The 18,815-nt window shown below is 34.1% G+C and carries 14 protein-coding genes; 3 read left to right on the top strand and 11 right to left on the bottom strand.

Annotated elements, in window-relative coordinates:
* Positions 1-5 precede the first annotated feature (5 nt).
* Positions 6-1,118 (top strand): ABC transporter permease, encoded by a 1,113-nt coding sequence (locus Q1B37_RS01835; RefSeq protein ID WP_299894788.1) that lies wholly within the window; start codon positions 6-8, stop codon positions 1,116-1,118.
* A 92-nt stretch (positions 1,119-1,210) separates the two neighbouring features.
* Here the strand turns inward: Q1B37_RS01835 and Q1B37_RS01840 are convergent, their stop codons facing one another.
* Positions 1,211-1,390 (bottom strand): hypothetical protein, encoded by a 180-nt coding sequence (locus Q1B37_RS01840; RefSeq protein WP_299894791.1) that lies wholly within the window; start codon positions 1,388-1,390, stop codon positions 1,211-1,213.
* 181 nt (positions 1,391-1,571) lie between these two features.
* The gene (locus Q1B37_RS01845) at positions 1,572-3,167 is read right to left on the bottom strand and encodes a vitamin K epoxide reductase family protein (protein WP_299894794.1); all 1,596 of its coding nucleotides are present in this window, start codon (positions 3,165-3,167) and stop codon (positions 1,572-1,574) included.
* Positions 3,168-3,579: 412 nt separating this feature from the next.
* On the opposite strand from Q1B37_RS01845, the gene Q1B37_RS01850 reads away from it, so the two are divergent.
* Complete coding sequence (locus Q1B37_RS01850) at positions 3,580-4,380, top strand: DNA/RNA non-specific endonuclease (RefSeq protein ID WP_299894797.1); 801 nt, start codon at positions 3,580-3,582, stop codon at positions 4,378-4,380.
* Positions 4,381-4,429: 49 nt separating this feature from the next.
* Here Q1B37_RS01850 and rodA read toward each other — a convergent pair whose 3' ends face one another.
* The 6 genes from rodA to purH form a co-directional block, all read right to left on the bottom strand.
* Positions 4,430-5,683, bottom strand: a complete 1,254-nt coding sequence (gene rodA, locus Q1B37_RS01855; protein ID WP_299894800.1) for a rod shape-determining protein RodA — start codon at positions 5,681-5,683, stop codon at positions 4,430-4,432.
* Positions 5,683-7,551, bottom strand: a complete 1,869-nt coding sequence (mrdA, locus tag Q1B37_RS01860) for a penicillin-binding protein 2 (protein WP_299894803.1) — start codon at positions 7,549-7,551, stop codon at positions 5,683-5,685. Before mrdA ends, rodA begins: the two co-directional genes overlap by 1 nt.
* On the bottom strand, positions 7,548-8,054 hold the full coding sequence (locus Q1B37_RS01865) for a rod shape-determining protein MreD (protein WP_299894806.1): 507 nt from the start codon (positions 8,052-8,054) through the stop codon (positions 7,548-7,550). Before Q1B37_RS01865 ends, mrdA begins: the two co-directional genes overlap by 4 nt.
* A complete protein-coding gene (gene mreC / locus Q1B37_RS01870; RefSeq protein WP_299894809.1) occupies positions 8,047-8,874 on the bottom strand; it encodes a rod shape-determining protein MreC in 828 nt (275 codons plus the stop codon). Before mreC ends, Q1B37_RS01865 begins: the two co-directional genes overlap by 8 nt.
* Positions 8,875-9,016: 142 nt before the next feature.
* Positions 9,017-10,045, bottom strand: coding sequence for a rod shape-determining protein (locus Q1B37_RS01875; protein ID WP_027393894.1), 1,029 nt, complete (start codon positions 10,043-10,045; stop codon positions 9,017-9,019).
* Between the two features lie 43 nt (positions 10,046-10,088).
* Complete coding sequence (purH, locus tag Q1B37_RS01880; RefSeq protein WP_299894813.1) at positions 10,089-11,621, bottom strand: bifunctional phosphoribosylaminoimidazolecarboxamide formyltransferase/IMP cyclohydrolase; 1,533 nt, start codon at positions 11,619-11,621, stop codon at positions 10,089-10,091.
* Positions 11,622-11,760: 139 nt separating this feature from the next.
* On the opposite strand from purH, the gene Q1B37_RS01885 reads away from it, so the two are divergent.
* Positions 11,761-13,014 carry an ABC transporter permease gene (locus tag Q1B37_RS01885; protein WP_299603727.1) on the top strand — a complete coding sequence of 418 codons (1,254 nt, stop codon included), beginning with the start codon at positions 11,761-11,763 and terminating at the stop codon, positions 13,012-13,014.
* 262 nt (positions 13,015-13,276) lie between these two features.
* Here the strand turns inward: Q1B37_RS01885 and Q1B37_RS01890 are convergent, their stop codons facing one another.
* The 3 genes from Q1B37_RS01890 to Q1B37_RS01900 form a co-directional block, all read right to left on the bottom strand.
* A complete protein-coding gene (locus Q1B37_RS01890) occupies positions 13,277-16,708 on the bottom strand; it encodes an S-layer family protein (RefSeq protein ID WP_299894816.1) in 3,432 nt (1,143 codons plus the stop codon).
* A gap of 77 nt (positions 16,709-16,785) precedes the next feature.
* On the bottom strand, positions 16,786-17,388 hold the full coding sequence (locus Q1B37_RS01895; RefSeq protein WP_299894818.1) for a tail fiber protein: 603 nt from the start codon (positions 17,386-17,388) through the stop codon (positions 16,786-16,788).
* 35 nt (positions 17,389-17,423) lie between these two features.
* Entirely contained in the window at positions 17,424-18,386 is a 963-nt protein-coding gene (locus tag Q1B37_RS01900) for a formyltransferase family protein (RefSeq protein WP_299894820.1), read from the bottom strand.
* Between the last annotated feature and the right edge of the window lie 429 nt (positions 18,387-18,815).

The raw sequence follows: 18,815 nt of genomic DNA on the forward strand, positions 1-18,815 counted from the left end.
CTTTAATGCAAGAGACAAAATCAAATTCATTAACACAACTAGCGCTCCAAAGATTTAGTGAAAATTTTTGGGGCGTTTTGAGTTTTTGGTTTATCGTAGTATGTGCATTAGTTGCAATTCTAGCGTACATGCTTGCTCCTGACAGTTCTAAAAATGCGAATCAGATGCATTTGTCTATTCATTCGAAAGGTCCAGGTTTTTCGGTTAAGATGATCACTATTCCTTCGCAAGTAGTATCAGACCAATCTTTCCTGAGTAAGATTTTCTTTGGAACAAAAAATATGGATACTGAGATTCCCATAGAATCCTATAGTTTTAATAATAAGGTAATAGATGTAATTCCCTATACAGAGGGGGAACTTATAGGGGTTTCTAAGAATATAGCATTATCTAGTTTTCCAAAGGAATTAAATATTGAAGAAATAGAAAATCAATTTATAGAAGATAGAACTTTTATATTGGGAACTGATAAGTATGGAAGGGATATGTTAAGTAGGATGCTTATAGGGATTCGTATATCGTTTTCTATTGGTTTTGTAGCTGTGCTTATCTCTTTGCTTCTGGGGATTACTCTTGGGGCTCTAGCGGGTTATTTTGGTGGTAAAGTAGATGTATTTATTATGTGGCTGATTAATGTTACTTGGTCTATTCCCACGTTGTTATTGGTTATCGCGATTACCTTAGCTTTGGGTAAAGGATTCTGGCAGGTTTTTATAGCTGTAGGATTGACCATGTGGGTTGAGGTAGCTAGAGTAGTAAGAGGTCAGGTTTTAAGTATTAAACAGATGCAATATGTTACAGCTGCCAAAGCGTTAGGATATACACATGGTAGAATTATTATAAAGCATATACTTCCTAATAGTTTAGCTCCAGTAATCGTCATTTCTGCAGCTAATTTTGCAGGAGCTATCTTAATAGAAAGTGGATTGAGCTTTCTGGGAATCGGAGCACAACCTCCAATGGCAAGTTGGGGAGCAATGATAAAAGATCATTACTCTTATATTATATTAGGAAAAGCGTATTTAGCAATTATTCCAGGTCTTGGTATTATGAGTCTAGTTATGGCTTTTATGCTTATGGGTAATGCACTGCGAGATGCGTTGGATGTAAAAGGATAGCTAATAATAAAATTAGAGTCTTAAAAAAACGAAAAGGGTTAACTGCTGTGTTAACCCTTTTTTTGTAAACTACAATTAATAAAAATTGTTTTTTAGAAGCAAGGAGGTCCTTGTACCCATGTGGTGCCGTTATGATAACAACAACTAAGAGCAGGGTTACATCTTCTTCTAGTGTTACCTGGTTTAGTAAAAACTAAAATTCCCCCATGTACATCTTTCTGTTGGGATTTGGATAATGTTTTTGCTCCTTTCAATTCTTTAATCTGTTTCATAATTTTTTAAAGGTTTAAGAGTTTATAAATATTCCCCGAAAGTTTTAAGACATTCGGGGATATGTCTGAGTGAGTGTGTGAAGAAAAAGAGTATTTACATACGTCTTTTACAAAAAATGTTCTTTTCTATGTATCTAGAAAAGATAAAATAACATTATAATTAGCCCCAATTATAACATTATTATGCTTCTATAGGTTGGTTTTCTACATCATAATCTTGTTCCTGTTGGTTCTCTATCATCATGCTTGTAAAATGAAAGAATTCATCGTAGCTGTACTTTTTAGGATAGATAGAAGTGTTCATTAATGATGCAGGAGTGTAAAACAAATTATTTTTCTCTGCCCAATTAGATTGATTTTGTAAGGTTTCTATATGTATTTTATTATTTTTTGGCGTTCCATATTCTTTTATCCATTTGCTGAAGGTTCTGTCGTTAAACCACTCTGTGTATGCTTTTATAAAACTATCAGAACCATCATTTTGATATATTTCCATAAGACGTAAACTAACTTGGGTAGCCTGATTGTTAAGGTCGTTTAAAGCGACTTTTAATCTAATTACCACCTGCAATTGATCGCTCATAGTTCGTAAAACTCTAGTGTATGCTTCAAAAGCACCCTTGCAATAACCACACATGGGATTGGTAACACTGATAATTTTAAACGTTGCGTTTGGATTACCAAGAATGATTTCATTAGCGATGGTGCTATTGTCCTCGATTTTTTCTGATATACTTAACAAATGATCAAAAATTTGACGATCTCTTTTAAAGTGATTTAGTTTTACATTTTCATTTTTATAGTCTTTATTTTGAACCATATTTTCTTTCACATACATATAAGCTAATACGGTTAGTGCTGAAATCATTATAAAACCAGCAATGGAAGTTATAGAAAAAGTAAAAGGAAGACTAAAAAGCGAAATTGCAGTTAGTCCTATAGAAATTACACTAATAGCTATACATATAGCACACCATTTTTTTATAACAAAAGCTTGTGAGTATAGTGAGTAAACGATAAAAGGAATTCCAGCTATAGTTGGTATTAATAGAGTGCTATTAAAACCATAGAATAGTTGATAAATAGTAAGTATTCCAAAAAAAGTAATACTAGCATCTGCTAAAGAAAAATTCTTTAATAACTTACCAGTGTTATTGTTAATAACATCTCCACAATTAGAGTTTCCTACCGAAGTACAAAATTGGTGCATAGTGTTGGATTGAATACCTAAGCTTTCTCTAACAGCAAAAAGACCAAAAACAGCTCCAGTTATGGATAATAGTAGGAAAAATATTTGGTAAACATTTAATGGTTGGTAGAACAAAGATATACCAGCTCCTATTAAAAGTGCTCCAAAAAGTACGTTCTGAATCAAAGACTCCTTAGAAAAAAGAGATCTATTTCCGGTGCTATGCTCAACAGCGATTACCTTTGGAACCCAAATTTCTTTAAATTCTTCATAAGAAAACTTCTTTTTGTCAAGGTCAGTATGCTTTAGTTGAATAGCTCCATTTTTGTTAATGACAGCAACAATTTCTTCTGCATGATCTTTTTTTACCAAAGAAATAAAGCTTTCCGGAAGTTGATCTAAAGCATGTACCGGAACTTCTACCGCAATATTATCAATATCGAAATAATCTAAAGTATCAGTTATTGATTGGAAACTAGGGTAATTCGGATGAATTTGTAGCTGAAGTTCAAGATCTTGTTTATCGTAATTGCCAATTCCATTTTGAATAAGAACCGTTTCTACTATTTTCTCAATGCTATTTTTCATGAATACTTAAGATGTTTTGTTTTGTGTGCTTTATCTAGTTAAATATACTATAAGTTGGGTGCCCCATGTTCCATTATATAGTTTTTTATAAAAGTATTAAGATTTAAAAACTCTTAATCTCATAAAAAAGCTTTGTAAAATAGAAATTTTAAGGCATTATATTGATGAGGATATGACATAAAATAACAACGTAATAACCATATTTTTTATGATTTAGATGTTTTTAAATGTTTAATTATTTGATTTTCAGAATTTTGATTGTAGATGCGTTTGAAGAAAAACATGTTTTTAAAGATGTTAAAGTTTCAAAACACTGAAAGAGAATCTGTGAATAGGGTTCTAATAATGTTTCATCATGTTTGATGGTTTTGATACTTTTGTCCTTTAGGAATAAACAACAAAACAGATTGATTTGAAAAGGAAATTTGTGTATCCAATTTTAGTAATAATTGTGACCATTTGCTTTTATTATATTGAAAAACATATTGATGCTAATGAGTATGGTACTACCGAGAAGGCAGTTGGAAATGATGATTTTAGTTTTTTTTATCTCCCTACCTCTACAACAGGAGCTATTATAACTCATCAAAATTATTCTTTATCTTATTCAGAAACACATGAGCAACCAGAATGGGTGGCATATGAACTAAAAAAGGAGCATTTATCGAATAATGATTACAAAAGACCATTTTTTGAAATGGATGCTAAAGTAAAGTCTTCATCTGCTGATTGGCGTAATTATAAAAAATCTGGATTTGATAAGGGACATTTGTGTCCCGCTGGAGATCGCAGATTTACCTATAAGGCTTTTAATGAAACATTTCTTACCTCTAATATTGCTCCGCAAGATCATGATTTTAATGCTGGGATATGGAATAGACTAGAGCAAAAAGTACGCTACTGGGCCAAAAAATATGATGGTGTATATGTAGTTACAGGTGGTGTTTTATCCAAAGATCTTAAAACAATTGGATACGAAGCTGTTACAGTACCAGACTATTTTTATAAAATTATTTTGGATAAAGAAGCCAAAAACACAAAGATGATAGCTTTTTTGATTCCTCATAAAGATACCAATAAATCGCTTCAGAGTTTTGTTGTCACTACAGATGAAATTGAAGCATTGACTGGAATTGATTTTTTTTCAAAATTACCTGATAATATAGAAGAAAAGTTAGAGAAATCTTCTAGTATTGACGGATGGAAGTTTTAACTGAAGTACTGTAAAGATTTTTTAAACTTCTGTATTTCAATGGAAAATATTACCATTCGTTAACCCTATTTGCATCAAGTTTGATAAAAATAAAAAGTAATAATGTAAACCCCCATAAGCCAGAACCTCCATAGCTAAAAAAGGGCAATGGAATTCCCACAGTAGGAAGTAGTCCGGTTACCATACCTACATTAATAACAAAATGTATAAATAGAATCCCAACAACACTATATCCGTAAACTCTACTAAATTGTGTTTTCTGTCTTTCTGCAAGGTATAAGAGTCTTATCAATAGGCCTACAAATAAAATAACCACTGTTGTAGCTCCAAGAAAGCCCCATTCTTCTCCCACTGTACTGAATATATAATCTGTATGCTGTTCCGGAACAAAACCACCCTTGGTTTGGGTTCCTTCTTTCCATCCTTTTCCAACCCAGCCACCACTTCCAATGGCAATTTGACTTTGATTAGTATTATAGCCAATACCTCTGGAGTCTACTTCTTTTCCTAAAACAATATTGAAACGATCTCTATGTCTTTGTTCAAAAACATTGTTGAAAATATAATTAACAGAAAAGCAGAACCCAGTGATCACTATGATCGCTAATAGATATCTAGAGTACTTTGGTTTTTGCTTTCTATTTTTAATCAATAAAAGTGTCATTGCTAAAGCAATTCCTAGAACGACCCACAACGGTGAAAATAATAGAGTTAATATGAATAGTGCGGCTGCAGAGGCTCCAATAATTAGATACATAGCGGCTAAACCTTCCCGATATAACGGAAAGAAAAAAGCAGCGTATACTAATGCACTTCCTGGATCAGGTTGAGGAATTATAAATAAAGCCGGTAAAGCAATAATTAGAAATGCTCTTAATTGGTGATTTATTCGGTTAATATTGGTTTGCATATCACTTAGGAACTTAGCAATCGCTAAGGCAGTGGCGGCTTTTGCAAATTCTGAAGGTTGCAATCCTACAGGTCCGAATGAATACCAAGAAGTAGCACCATTTACGTTCTTACCGAATAAAAATAACCCTAAGAGTGATACCAAGGAGATGACATATATTAAGCCAGCGAAACGTTCATAGAATTTTGTTTCAATAGCTTGTGTAATAACAATAATTACAACGCTAAGTCCAATCCAGTATAGTTGTTTGATGTAGGGCTTCGAAAGATCGGTTATAGAAAACTGTTCATCCCCATAAGAAGCTGAATATATATTAAGCCATCCAAAGCCCACTAATAGTAAAAATAATAAGACTGTTAACCAATCTATGGTACCGACAGTTGATCTACTCATTATTGGTTAATTTTGAAAGGTTCACCACTATAAGGCTTTGCATATTCTTCTTCAAGACTATGAGTTAAAACCCAATCTTCTAAATCCGTTCTGGAAATGGTTCCTTTGATATATTTTTCTATCATTAAACTTGCTATCTTACCTGCATATCTTGATCCCCAGTATCCATTTTCTATAAATACCGTAAGAGCGATTTTAGGGTTGTCTTTTGGAGCAAATGCTACAAATACAGAGTGATCTGTGAGCTGAGTGCGTTTTCCATTGATAATTGTAAAGTTTTCAGCGGTACCAGTTTTACCACAAATTTCTATGTCTTTTATTTGAAGTGCATTGGCAGTACCCTGAACATAAACCTGATGCATTCCTTCTATAACAGGTTCAAAATGTTCTTTGTCGATAGTAGTGTATTTTGGTTTGGTAAAGTTTTCTATGTCTATAGGTTGACCATCAACAGCTTTAATGATATGTGGTGTGTAAAAGTATCCTCGGTTAGCAATTGCAGCGGTCATATTAGCAAGCTGTATTGGTGTTGCCGAAATTTCTCCTTGTCCAATTGCGTTTGATATAGTTGCCGTAGAGTACCACTTATATTTTGGATAATTATATTTTCTGTTATAGTAATTGGAATTTGGAACCAGTCCTTTGCTACCACTAGACAAGTCATTACCCAGATAATTACCAAGGCCAAAACTTTTTACGTGTTTTACCCAATTGTCGATGCCTTCTTGTGGAGTATCAAATTTGTTAATGCTTCTAAGGTATACATTGGCAAAATACGCGTTGCAAGATTGTGCAATTCCTGGTATCATACTTAGTGGACTCGCGTGTGCATGGCAACCAAGTTTAGCTTTTTTTCCATATCTAAAGCCATGACTGCAAAAGAAGCTTTCTCTTTGGTCTACAACACCTTCTTGCAAAGCAATTAATGCAGTAATTGCTTTAAATGGAGATCCTGGAGGGTATTCTCCTTTTACACCTCGATCAAACAAAGGTCTCGAAATAGAATCATAATGTAATCTCGTGTAGTTAGGGGATCTTTTTCGACCTACCAATAATTCTGGTTTATAATTCGGTGCCGTAATTAAGGTTAAGATTTCTCCAGTTGAAGGATCTAGAGCTACAATTCCACCACGTTTATTTACCATTAATTTTTGACCATACGCTTGAAGTTCTTCATCTATAGTAATGGTTAAATCTTTTCCATTAACTGGAAGTGTATCGTATTTACCATTTTTATATGGACCAATATCTCTATTAAAACGATCTTTTTGAATTCTCTTGATTCCTTTTATTCCTCTTAATTCATTTTCGTATTGTTTTTCTACACCTTGCATTCCAATAAGATCACCAGAAAGATAATAAGGATCTTTTTTAATTAATCCATCATTTACCTCGGCTATATATCCCAAAACATTGGCTGCATTTTCTGTATGATAATCTCTAAGAGAACGTTTTTGAATATAAAAACCATCAAACTTTCGCATTTTTTCTTGTAGGTAAGCATATTCGTCTTTAGTTAGCTGGGGAATAACAACAGAGGGAACTCGAGGCGAATATATTCTAGCTTTTTTTAATTGTTTGTTGAGCTTTTCTTTAGTGATTTTCAGTATGGAACAAAACTCTAAGGTGTCAAATGGTTTTAGCTCTCTTGGAATTACCATTACATCATAAGATGGTTGATTGGTAACCAAAAGTTTGCCATTTCTGTCGTAGATAGCACCTCTTTGAGGGTAGTCATAGAGTACTTTTATGGCATTATCTTCTGATAAGGCTGCAAACGAGGTATTATAAATTTGCAAATAAAATAACCTTCCGATAAAAACAACACCGGTGGTAATGATTATTAAATAAAGTAATAGTTTTCTCATGAATCTTTTCTTCTAAACAATACCAAAACAAGCATAATTACAATGATTGAGAATAAACTAGAAAATAACGTTTTTTTTGCAATTAATAGTATATGAGAAAAGTTAAATATTTCTAATGTAAAAAGTATAATATGATGTATAAAAACCATTAGGGTAACATATGCTAAACGCTGTCCAAAATTCACCTTGCTTAACTTCACAGTTTGAAATTCGTAGCTTAGCCCAAAAACAGATCTAAGAATAACAGGTCTTAAATATGCTATCGATATGCAAGCGGTAGCGTGTACACCTCCAGAATCTCCAAATAAATCAATAGTTATTCCCAGAATGAAACTTAACACAAGAAACAAACTTTTATTAATATTAATTGGAGAAAGTAATATGAAAATAATGTATATGTAAGGGTTGAGGTACCCCCAAAAGTTAATATGATTAAGAATGAAAACCTGAACAAATACCAAGCTTATAAATCTACCTATATATAATGGAATATTATTATTCATTAGTTTTAGGGTTTTCTAACAATCTCACTTCGGCGGTATCATTACTTTTAATAGTGTAAACAAAACCAATGTCCGTCATGTCATTAAATAGCAGAACATCTATTAGAAAATAACTTTGGTTTTTGTCTAATTCATAATTGAGGATCGTTCCGATACCAATTCCACGTGGGAATATGGTTGAACGACCGTTCGTAATAATAGTGTCCCCTTTTTTTAGTACTGCTTGTCTTGGTACGGTTTCTAATTGCACAATATTTGGATCTTTACCATTCCATACTAATGATCCGTATTGATTAGATTTTTTTAGACCAGCGTTAATTCTAGAATTACTATTTAGTATAGAAATAACTCTACTATAATTGGTAGAAGTGTTTTCTACGATTCCTATAATTCCTTTATCGGTAATGACTCCCATATCTGGTTCAATCCCATCTTTTTCACCTTTATTAATAAGGATGTAATTATCAATTTTACTGTAGTCATTTTTATAAACATTTCCTTTTATAAAATGATACGGTTTATCAAAGGAAGTAGTGTCGGTGTACTTAGTCTGAATGGTATCTGTAGTGAAAAAACTTAATTGATTACGTAATAGTTTGTTTTCTTCTAATAGTCGTTCGTTTTCGCTTTTTAGCCCAAAATAATTACTTATAGAGTATCTCCATCCATAAACTCCACCAGATAGAAAATTCGTGGAACTTATGAACTTGCTTTTGTGATAACTATGCGATTGAATGGTAAGAACAAGAGATATAAATAATAACAGCAGGAATAATAAGAAGTTCTTATTCCGTATTAAAAAATTAATAATTTGCTGCATATGTTATCGAGATACTAAAATTTTATCTATAGTAAAAACAATCGCTCATACCACGTTATGAAAACAAGTATGAATGATCAAAGCAGAATAACGTAAAAATTACTTTTTAGGTATATTCTAATTTGTTTTTTCTAAAAAAATATTATTTAATCAATACACTTTTGTAACGATTGATATTTTTTAGGGTAATACCTGTTCCTCTTACCACTGCTCTAAGCGGGTCTTCGGCAATATAAACAGGCAAATCGGTTTTTTGAGATAATCTTTTGTCTAAGCCTCTTAGCATGGAACCTCCACCAGCAAGATAAATTCCTGTGTTATAAATATCCGCAGCAAGCTCTGGAGGAGTTTGCGATAATGTTTCCATTACAGCATCTTCAATTCTAAGAATTGATTTGTCCAACGCTTTTGCTATTTCACGAAATGAAATTTGAACTTGTTTTGGTTTTCCGGTAAGAAGATCACGTCCTTGAACGTTCATTTCCTCTGGAGGTAATTCTAAATCTTCTGTAGCTGCTCCAATTTGGATTTTTATTTTTTCTGCAGTGCGTTCTCCGACATATAAGTTATGTTGAGTTCGCATATAGTAGATGATATCGTTAGTAAATACATCACCTGCAATTTTTACTGATTTGTCACAAACAATTCCACCTAATGCAATAACCGCAATTTCAGTAGTACCACCACCTATATCTACAATCATATTTCCTTTAGGTTGCATGATATCCACACCAATACCAATGGCAGCTGCCATTGGTTCGTGGATTAGATAGACTTCTTTACCATTTACACGTTCAGCACTTTCTTTTACTGCTCGCATTTCTACTTCGGTAATACCAGATGGAATACAGATAACCATTCTAAGAGCAGGAGTGAAGATTTTTTTCTTCAAAGCAGGAATATCTTTAATAAACATGCTTATCATCTTTTCACTAGCATCAAAATCTGCGATCACTCCGTCTTTTAGAGGTCTTATCGTTTTTATGTTTTCATGTGTTTTTCCTTGCATCATCGCGGCTTCTTTTCCAGCGGCGATTATTTTTCCAGACATGATATCTCTGGCAACAATGGATGGACTATCTACCACCACTTTGTCGTTATGAATAACTAAGGTATTTGCGGTACCTAAATCTATAGCAATTTCTTCAGTAAAGAAGTCGAAAAATCCCATATAAAACAGTAAAAAGGGTTAGAGTTGAGTAAATGTACTAAAATTAATGTTTAAAATGACGTGTTCCGGTCATTACCATAGCAATTCCGTTTTCATCGCAGTAATCAATACTTAATTGGTCTTTTATAGAACCTCCTGGTTGTATAACTGCCTTGATTCCTGCTTTGTCTGCAAGCTCTACACAGTCAGGAAATGGGAAAAAGGCATCACTGGCCATTACAGCGCCATTAAGATCAAAATTAAATGAATTTGCTTTTTCTACAGATTGTTTCAATGCATCTACACGAGAAGTTTGTCCTGTTCCACTAGCTAAAAGTTGTTTGCCTTTAGTGAAAACAATTGTATTAGATTTTGTGTGCTTACATATTTTTGAAGCAAATAAGAGATCTTCTACTTGTTCATCGGTAGGAGCTACTTTGGTAACCGTATTTAAATCTTCCTGAGCATCCGTTTTTAAATCTTTGTCCTGCACTAAAGCTCCGTTTAAACAAGAGCGTACCTGAGTTTGTGGAAGCTCTATGTCTTTTTGAATTAAAATAATTCTATTTTTCTTTCCTTTTAATATTTCAATAGCTTCATCACTGTAAGAAGGAGCGATTACCACTTCGCAAAATAGTTTGTGAATTTCTTCAGCTGTTGGAACATCTATTTCTGAATTACTTATTAATATCCCTCCAAAAGCTGAAACCGGATCACCAGCTAATGCATCTACATAAGCTTGATGTATTGTCGAACGTTGTGCTAAACCACAAGCGTTATTGTGTTTAAGGATTGCAAATGTTGGGTCTTCTCCTTTAAATTCATTCATTAGGTTAACCGCAGCATCTACATCTAATAAATTATTGTATGATAATTCTTTTCCATGCAATTTATCAAACATTGCATCGAAATCTCCAAAGAAAAATCCTTTTTGATGAGGGTTTTCTCCATAGCGAAGTGTCTTACCTTTAGTTTCACTAATTTTTAAAGAAGCAATCTCATGATCGTTATTAAAATAATTAAAAATTGCGCTATCATAATGGGAAGAAACATTAAACGCTTTTGCTGCAAATCGTTTACGATCTTCTAAAGAGATACTTCCATTTCTTTCAGAAATGATTTCTAAGAATTCTGCATAATCTTCCACAGAAGCTACGCAAGTAACATCAGCAAAGTTTTTAGCAGCAGCTCTAATCAAAGAAATACCTCCTATATCAATTTTTTCAATAATATCTTGTTGTGATGCTCCAGAAGCAACTGTTTTTTCAAAAGGGTATAAATCAACTATTACGATATCGATCTGTGGAATTTCATATTGCTCAAGTTCAGCTACATCACTATCATTATTCTGACGGTTTAGTATACCTCCAAAAACTTTGGGGTGTAATGTTTTAACTCTTCCACCAAGAATTGAAGGGTAAGAAGTAACATCTTCCACAGGAATTACATCTACTCCTTGTTCTTTTATAAATTTTTCAGTTCCACCAGTGGAATAAATACTAATTCCAAGTTCATCTAATTTTTTAACGATTGGTGCTAATCCTTCTTTACTAAATACAGAAATTAAAGCAGATTTAGCCGTTTTTGTTGTGCTCATAACAATGTTTAGTTGATAAAACGCAAAAGTAGCAATTTAGTTGCCAATTAGACAACCCATTGTTAGTAATTGTTTTAGATATTTTGTAACAAAATTATTAAGAAAACGTCCTATCTTTATATTGTTCAAAAATTAGCACATGCTTATCTATCTACGAGTACTTAAGGAAAGTTTTAATTTTGCTATTAATGCATTAAAAAACAATAAGTTAAGAACATTTCTTTCTTTACTGGGAGTTACCATTGGGATATTCTCTATTATTGGAGTATTAGCTGCAGTAGATTCTTTAGAAAAAGAAATAAAAGGCAGTATCAGCTCTTTGGATAATAGTACAATTTATCTTACCAGAGTTTCTTTTGGTCCTACGGATGTTCCGGATTGGAAAAGAGAACAATTTCCGGATGTTACATTTGAAGAGTATCAGCTTATAAAAAGAAGTATGCCTGATTTGAAAGCAGTAAGTTTTTTACTAAATGTTGGGCAAGAAACCTTAAAATATAATGATAAAAGTATTAGTAATGTAAGTATGGCTCCAGTTACTAATGATTATTACGATATAGAGGAACTACAAGTGGTAAAAGGAAGGTTTTTTAATGAACAAGAATCTGTTGGTGGAGCACCAGTGGTAGTGATTGGTGATGAGATTGCAAAAAGTTTATTTGGAGATGGTGATCCTATTGGAAAGAAAATCCGTGTATATGGTAGAAAGTTTACAGTAATAGGTGTTCTTAAAAAAGAAGGTAGTGGTCTTTTTGGAGACTCTAAAGATACAGCAGCAATACTTCCCGTTAATTTAGTAAGAAGAATCTATGGAGATAATAATAAGTTTACATTTCCTATGATTATTATGAAACCAGAATCTGGAATTGATATTCCGGAATTTGTGTCTACTTTAAAACAAAAAATGCGTTCGTATCGAGGTTTAAAACCAGACGATATAGATGATTTTTTTGTAAATCAATTGCAGGGATTTACTGATTTTATTGATAATATTACAGGTACTATGTCTAAAATTGGAGGTTTCATAGGAATGTTTTCTCTTTTAGTGGGTGGTTTCGGAATTGCAAATATCATGTTTGTAAGTGTGAAAGAAAGAACTAATCTAATCGGTATTCAGAAAGCATTAGGAGCGAAGAAAAAGTTTATATTACTTCAGTTTTTATTTGAAGCTGTTATTCTGGCAATTTTTGGTGGATTAATAGGATTGGTATTGGTATGGTTAATTTCAAAAGGAGCCTCTCAGTTTACAGGGGATTTTGAGTTTATTCTTTCATCTTCCAATATGTTTTGGGGTATGTTCTGGTCAACATTGATTGGGTTAATAGCAGGAATTTTTCCAGCATGGATGGCTGCAAGATTAGATCCTGTAGAAGCTATTAGAACCGGAATGTAGTATTTGAATCATTGTTACATGAATCGAAATAATAGATAGATATTCATACCTAAAGCAATTAATATAAGTATTAGTACGGCGATTGGAATTACTTTCATCATCTTCTTATCTTTCTTTGTATTTGGGGTTATTACATTTGTCGTCATGGAGGCAAAGATATAATGAATTGATGTCGACGGAAATAGGTGAAAATACTTGATTATGAAAATAAAAGGTCGAGATTAATCTCGACCTTTATATTTAATGAGGTTTTATTAGAAAACTATTCTTTAATTATTCGCTTAGTAGTAGAACCAGTTTCGGAATATATAGTTATTAAATATAAACCAGAAGGTATGGATGTGATATCTATAGTGTTTATAATATCATTTTTATTTAGTTGTTGAGAAACAATTATTTTACCTCTAACATCAAAAATTTCTACATTTTTTAAGGCTACATTAGTTACTCTTGGTATATAAATAACGTTTTTAGAGGGTACAGGATAAATGTTTAATTCCATTTCAAGTATCTCGTCATCAGTGTTTAATAGATTGTCAAATATAATAGTAAATTGAGAAGCTATTATGTTTCCATTACCTGCTCCATCCGTAGCAACATCTGCAGCGATATCAACTGTAACTGTACCATTTGCAATAGGAGTAATATCAAAAGTGTAGGTGTCTCCAGATCCAGTAAAATTAGTGGCATTTCCATTTCCTGTAGTTACATCGTTAATATCAAATCCTGTAACAGATTCACTAAAAGTAACGGTAACCGGAATAGGGTTGGCTCCTGTAGGTCCAGGACTTTCAGTTGATGTAATGATAACTGTTGGTGCTGGGTCAATAATAGTTACGCTTATATCAGATGAGTTCGGGCAAGTTCCTACAGTGGTATAAGTTACTGTATATGTGTTTGGTGTGGAAGCGGATACATCAATTTCTCCTGTAGAACTGTTTAGAGTTAAACCTGTTGTGGAAGAAAAGCTACCTCCAGTTACACCGGTAATTGTTGGAGTAGGGTCAGCATCAGTAGTTAGATAAGAAGCAGCAGAGTAGCTAAAGGATGCATCATCCAGCGCATTAATAGTTACGGAAGTATTCGATGAGTTCGGACAAGTTCCTGCGGTGGTATAAGTTACCGAGTATGTATTAGGAGTAGATGCTGATACATCGATTTGTCCAGTGGTAGTATTGATGCTTAAACCAGCTGTAGAAGAGAATGTTCCACCCGTAAGTCCAGTAATTGTTGGAGTAGGATCCGCATCATCTACACAATAAGTGCTTGTACTATAATTAAAAGATGGATCATCCAACGCATTAATAGTTACGGAAGTATTCGATGAGTTCGGACAAGTTCCCGCAGTGGTATAAGTTACCGTATATGTATTCGGAGTTGAAGCGGATACATCGATTTGTCCGGTAGTGGTATTGATGCTTAAACCCGCTGTAGAAGAGAATGTTCCACCTGTAAGTCCAGTAATTGTTGGAGTAGGATCCGCATCATCTACACAGTAAGCACTTACATTATAATTAAAAGACGGATCATCCAGAGCATTGATAGTTACCGATGCATTCGATGAGTTTGGGCAAGTTCCTGCGGTGGTATAAGTTACCGTATATGTATTTGGAGTTGAAGCTGAAACATCGATTTGTCCAGTAGAGGTATTGATACTTAAACCAGCTGTGGAAGAGAATGTTCCACCCGTAAGTCCAGTAATTGTTGGAGTAGGATCCGCATCATCTACACAATAAGTGCTTGTACTATAATTAAAAGATGGATCATCCAACGCATTGATAGTTACAGAAGCATTCGATGAGTTCGGACAAGTTCCTGCGGTGGTATAAGTTACCGAGTATGTATTAGGAGTAGATGCTGATACATCGATTTGTCCAGTAGTGGTATTGATACTTAAACCCGCTGTAGAAGAGAATGTTCCACCCGTAAGTCCAGTAATTGTTGGAGTAGGATCCGCATCATCTACACAATAAGCACTTGCACTATAATTAAAAGACGGATCATCCAGTGCATTGATAGTTACAGAAGCATTCGATGAGTTCGGACAAGTTCCTGCGGTGGTATAAGTTACTGTATATGTATTTGGAGTTGAAGCCGAAACATCAATCTGTCCAGTAGAGGTATTGATACTTAAACCCGCTGTGGAAGAGAATGTTCCACCCGTAAGTCCAGTAATTGTTGGAGTAGGATCCGCATCATCCACGCAATAAGTACTTGAGCTATAATTAAAAGACGGATCATCCAGCGCATTGATAGTTACAGAAGCATTCGATGAGTTCGGACAAGTTCCAGCAGTTGTATAAGTTACCGTATATGTATTAGGTGTAGAAGCAGACACATCGATTTGTCCAGTAGAGGTATTGATACTTAAACCCGCTGTGGAAGAGAATGTTCCACCGGTAAGTCCGGTAATTGTTGGAGTAGGATCCGCATCATCCACACAATAAGCGCTTGAGCTATAATTAAAAGACGGATCATCCAGCGCATTGATAGTTACTGATGCATTAGACGAATTCGGACAAGTTCCTGCGGTGGTATAAGTTACCGTATATGTATTAGGTGTAGAAGCCGAAACATCGATTTGTCCAGTAGCAGTATTGATACTTAAACCAGCTGTGGAAGAGAATGTGCCACCCGTAAGTCCAGTAATTGTTGGAGTAGGATCCGCATCATCCACACAATAGGCACTTGCACTATAATTAAAGGATGCATCGTCAAGATTATTCACTGTAACGGAAACAGAGCCACAAGATCCTGGTGTTATACAACCACCTTCTCCTCTGATAAAGTAAGTTGTGGATGGTCCTGAAGGAGTCACTACGATGGAAGAGGTAGCCGTTGTGCCTACTTGTGTTCCTCCACAAGAACCAGTGTAGACTACCCATTGAGTAGCATCGTTTAAACTTCCGGTGATATTTAATGTTGTTGTACTGCCATTACAAACCGCAGTTGGTGAAGCAACTATTGTGGGTACGTCGGGATTTGTACAGGCTGAAAGTGATGTGAAATCACAAAGAGGAGAAGATTGGGTATATGGATTATCATTGTCAGTTTCCCAATTAGAGCTTGTGTTTAATAAAGTTCTTAAAGTAGCAACATCTGTAAAATTAGAACAATTTGCTAAACTCAATCTTGCATTATCTACTTCTGGGGATATAGAAATAGAGTTTGTTCCATCAGTAAAAACAGAAGGTTGTGCAGATGTAGTAGTTGTTGCTCCATCCGCATCCCATCCGCCATTCATTTGAATGGCAGCAACGAAACCGGTTTCATCTCCTGCTGAAGGAACATTTGCAGGGTCGTACGCAAATATTTGGTCTCCACCAACTGCAAGACTAAGTCCAGATCCGGATAGACTACCTGCAGAACTTCCATCTTGATCTAATGCCTGAAATGGACTACGAGAAATAACAATCTGAGTTCCTGTTCCATAATTACTGCCAAAAGTCAGTGTAAAACTACTTTCTCCTGTTCTAAATCCTCCTGTAGCTAACCAACCATTTTCTGTAAAACCTAAAGATTCTCCAGAAGAGACATCTCTTAATAAGACTATAGTAAAACTGTCTTCTGGAGTAATAGAATTATCCGAGTTATAAGCTGAGAAAGCAATATCGCCTAAAGAGAATTGAGAAAATACGCTCATACTACTCAAAATAAAAAGCGACAATATATGTGCGCGTAGTTTTGATTTCATAGGTAAGGTTTTAAAAATTAGTATGTTATTATCCCCTTAATTTAGTAAATTAAAATTTATATGTGGTAATAAAGTTTTTAACTTCTACTTGGATAAATACCTTGTAAACAAATTATGAAATAGGTAGCAAGAGAAGGTTGTAAATTATTAAAAGACTGTCCTGCTCCTGTATTTTGTGTGTTTATATTTCCGGTAACTGATGCTCTGAAAGGAGCTAAGTTACTATCGATAGCATTGCTAGGGCCATAAATATTGGTAGTGACGGAATTATTGGAGGAAGCAACTGCTAATACGTTTCCATCTGATTCGTCTAGTGTAGCTTCATCATTTATTGTTGGGATAGATACAGCAGCATTAAGTACATTAGTAGTTCCATCCACGGTTACCATATGATGATGGGGTGGTAAATTTCGACTGGTTAGTGTCGTAGTTTCTACGCCAGTCTTTTGGCCTTCTCGATAAGTAGATAATCCTGGTCCGCTTCCTGGTCCAATAGGAACACGTCCTCTAAGATCTGGTAAAGCAAAAGTAGTTCTTCCATCACCGCCATAAGTGATTCCTATAATTGAAAATAAAGCTGTGTTTTGAGCTACAGGTAATAATTGTCCTTCACAAAATGCCCAGGATCTTGGTGCAAAATTACCTGCAAACATTCTGATTTCTCCTATAGTTCCCTCCATACGTTGTTTTTATTAGTTGTTATTAATGATTGATTTTAAAGAATAATCTGTTGTGTTGTTTTTAATGATGTTGTAAAACAATTTCCTTTGCGTACACCAAGATGTACAAATTTTGAACCTGATAAGATCCCCGCGTCAGAACTGATCATATTGATACGAAGAACTTTTCCGTATTTGCAACAAACAAATAGCCCTTCTTGGGGATGAGCATGTATAATTTCTCCCGGAGTTTTTCCTAATAGCGGAATATGATAATCTACTGGTGATACTTCTAAGATTTTAATAATACTCCCTTGGTAATAACTTAAAGCTCCGCCGTATTTTGGATTGCAAGCATTGATGAGTTGCTCGATTTCGTCTGCTGTCTGGTTTTCCCAGTCAATGGTAATGTCCTTATCTGTTGGTTTTTTATAGTAATATGCGTTCGTTTCTGATTGAGGTTTTAAGTTTTTTGGATCTGTAATGAGTTCAATTGCTAGTTTCGTTATATTTTCCAGCATATTACTCATTTTAGAATTGACCATACCTAAGGTTTCTCCTGGTATTAGGGCAACGGATTGTTCTAATAAAATTTTACCTGTATCCCAGTTTTCATCTATTTCATGAACTGTTATTGTTGTTTGTTTTTCACCTTTTTTAATAGACCAAAAAATTGGATCTGGACCTCTGTTCACGGGTAATTTACCAAAATGAATATTTAGAAATCCAAATTTAGGGATAGGTAAAGCTTCTTTAGGAATTTTGATAGAAAAACCACAAACCAATACTAGATCTGGTTCAATATCATATAACCATTGTATAAATGTATTTTTTATATTTTCTCGGTCTACAAGGAATGTGCTGTAACCTTCTTTTTCAATAGAAGTTAACCAAAAATCTTTTTTAGGGTTTGGTACCAGTGATTTTTGAAAACCGACAGCATTGAGTTGTCCTTTTTCTGTGAGGGATTTATATACAGTAAGACATGTAGGAAAGCTTCCGATTAGTACCGTTTTCATGATCTTTTGTTTTTATAAGCTGCCATATTCCAATGAATTCTGGGGATTTTAATCATTGAAGTGTATTCCAAAATCACCAAGAATCAAATCTAAATAGGAGATCAAAGAGAGTCAATAGGTAGAAATACCTGATTTGTATAAATAGTGTTGTAGATTTCTAAAATCTAAGTATATAATTTTGGTAAAATGTTTTAACCCGCTTTATGCAATAGAACCTCGTAATGAAGCTTTGAAATACAATAAATACTGGCTTTTTCTTGATTTCAGCATAGCATCGCTATGGTTAGATTAAAAAAAGTAGTGAAGCGGTAGTATTTGCAGTAGCTCAAAGATGGAATAGATTTTCTATTGTACAAAACGGGTTTAATAAAGATAATATCAATAGAATGATTCTATGTCTGGATTTGCTGCAGAATAGTTGAAAGAAGA

Source organism: uncultured Aquimarina sp. (assembly GCF_947492965.1).
Lineage (GTDB): Bacteria > Bacteroidota > Bacteroidia > Flavobacteriales > Flavobacteriaceae > Aquimarina.

What these genes read in the sequence shown, in the direction of transcription:
- Q1B37_RS01865 (WP_299894806.1), bottom strand. Translation starts at nt 8,054, where the DNA reads ATGAATAATAATATTCCATTATATATAGGTAGATTTATAAGCTTGGTA.
- Q1B37_RS01875 (WP_027393894.1), bottom strand. Translation starts at nt 10,045, where the DNA reads ATGGGATTTTTCGACTTCTTTACTGAAGAAATTGCTATAGATTTAGGT.
- Q1B37_RS01840 (WP_299894791.1), bottom strand. Translation starts at nt 1,390, where the DNA reads ATGAAACAGATTAAAGAATTGAAAGGAGCAAAAACATTATCCAAATCC.
- Q1B37_RS01835 (WP_299894788.1), top strand. Translation starts at nt 6, where the DNA reads ATGCAAGAGACAAAATCAAATTCATTAACACAACTAGCGCTCCAAAGA.
- Q1B37_RS01885 (WP_299603727.1), top strand. Translation starts at nt 11,761, where the DNA reads ATGCTTATCTATCTACGAGTACTTAAGGAAAGTTTTAATTTTGCTATT.
- Q1B37_RS01845 (WP_299894794.1), bottom strand. Translation starts at nt 3,167, where the DNA reads ATGAAAAATAGCATTGAGAAAATAGTAGAAACGGTTCTTATTCAAAAT.
- mrdA (WP_299894803.1), bottom strand. Translation starts at nt 7,551, where the DNA reads ATGAGAAAACTATTACTTTATTTAATAATCATTACCACCGGTGTTGTT.
- purH (WP_299894813.1), bottom strand. Translation starts at nt 11,621, where the DNA reads ATGAGCACAACAAAAACGGCTAAATCTGCTTTAATTTCTGTATTTAGT.
- mreC (WP_299894809.1), bottom strand. Translation starts at nt 8,874, where the DNA reads ATGCAGCAAATTATTAATTTTTTAATACGGAATAAGAACTTCTTATTA.
- Q1B37_RS01895 (WP_299894818.1), bottom strand. Translation starts at nt 17,388, where the DNA reads ATGGAGGGAACTATAGGAGAAATCAGAATGTTTGCAGGTAATTTTGCA.
- Q1B37_RS01900 (WP_299894820.1), bottom strand. Translation starts at nt 18,386, where the DNA reads ATGAAAACGGTACTAATCGGAAGCTTTCCTACATGTCTTACTGTATAT.
- Q1B37_RS01890 (WP_299894816.1), bottom strand. Translation starts at nt 16,708, where the DNA reads ATGAAATCAAAACTACGCGCACATATATTGTCGCTTTTTATTTTGAGT.
- rodA (WP_299894800.1), bottom strand. Translation starts at nt 5,683, where the DNA reads ATGAGTAGATCAACTGTCGGTACCATAGATTGGTTAACAGTCTTATTA.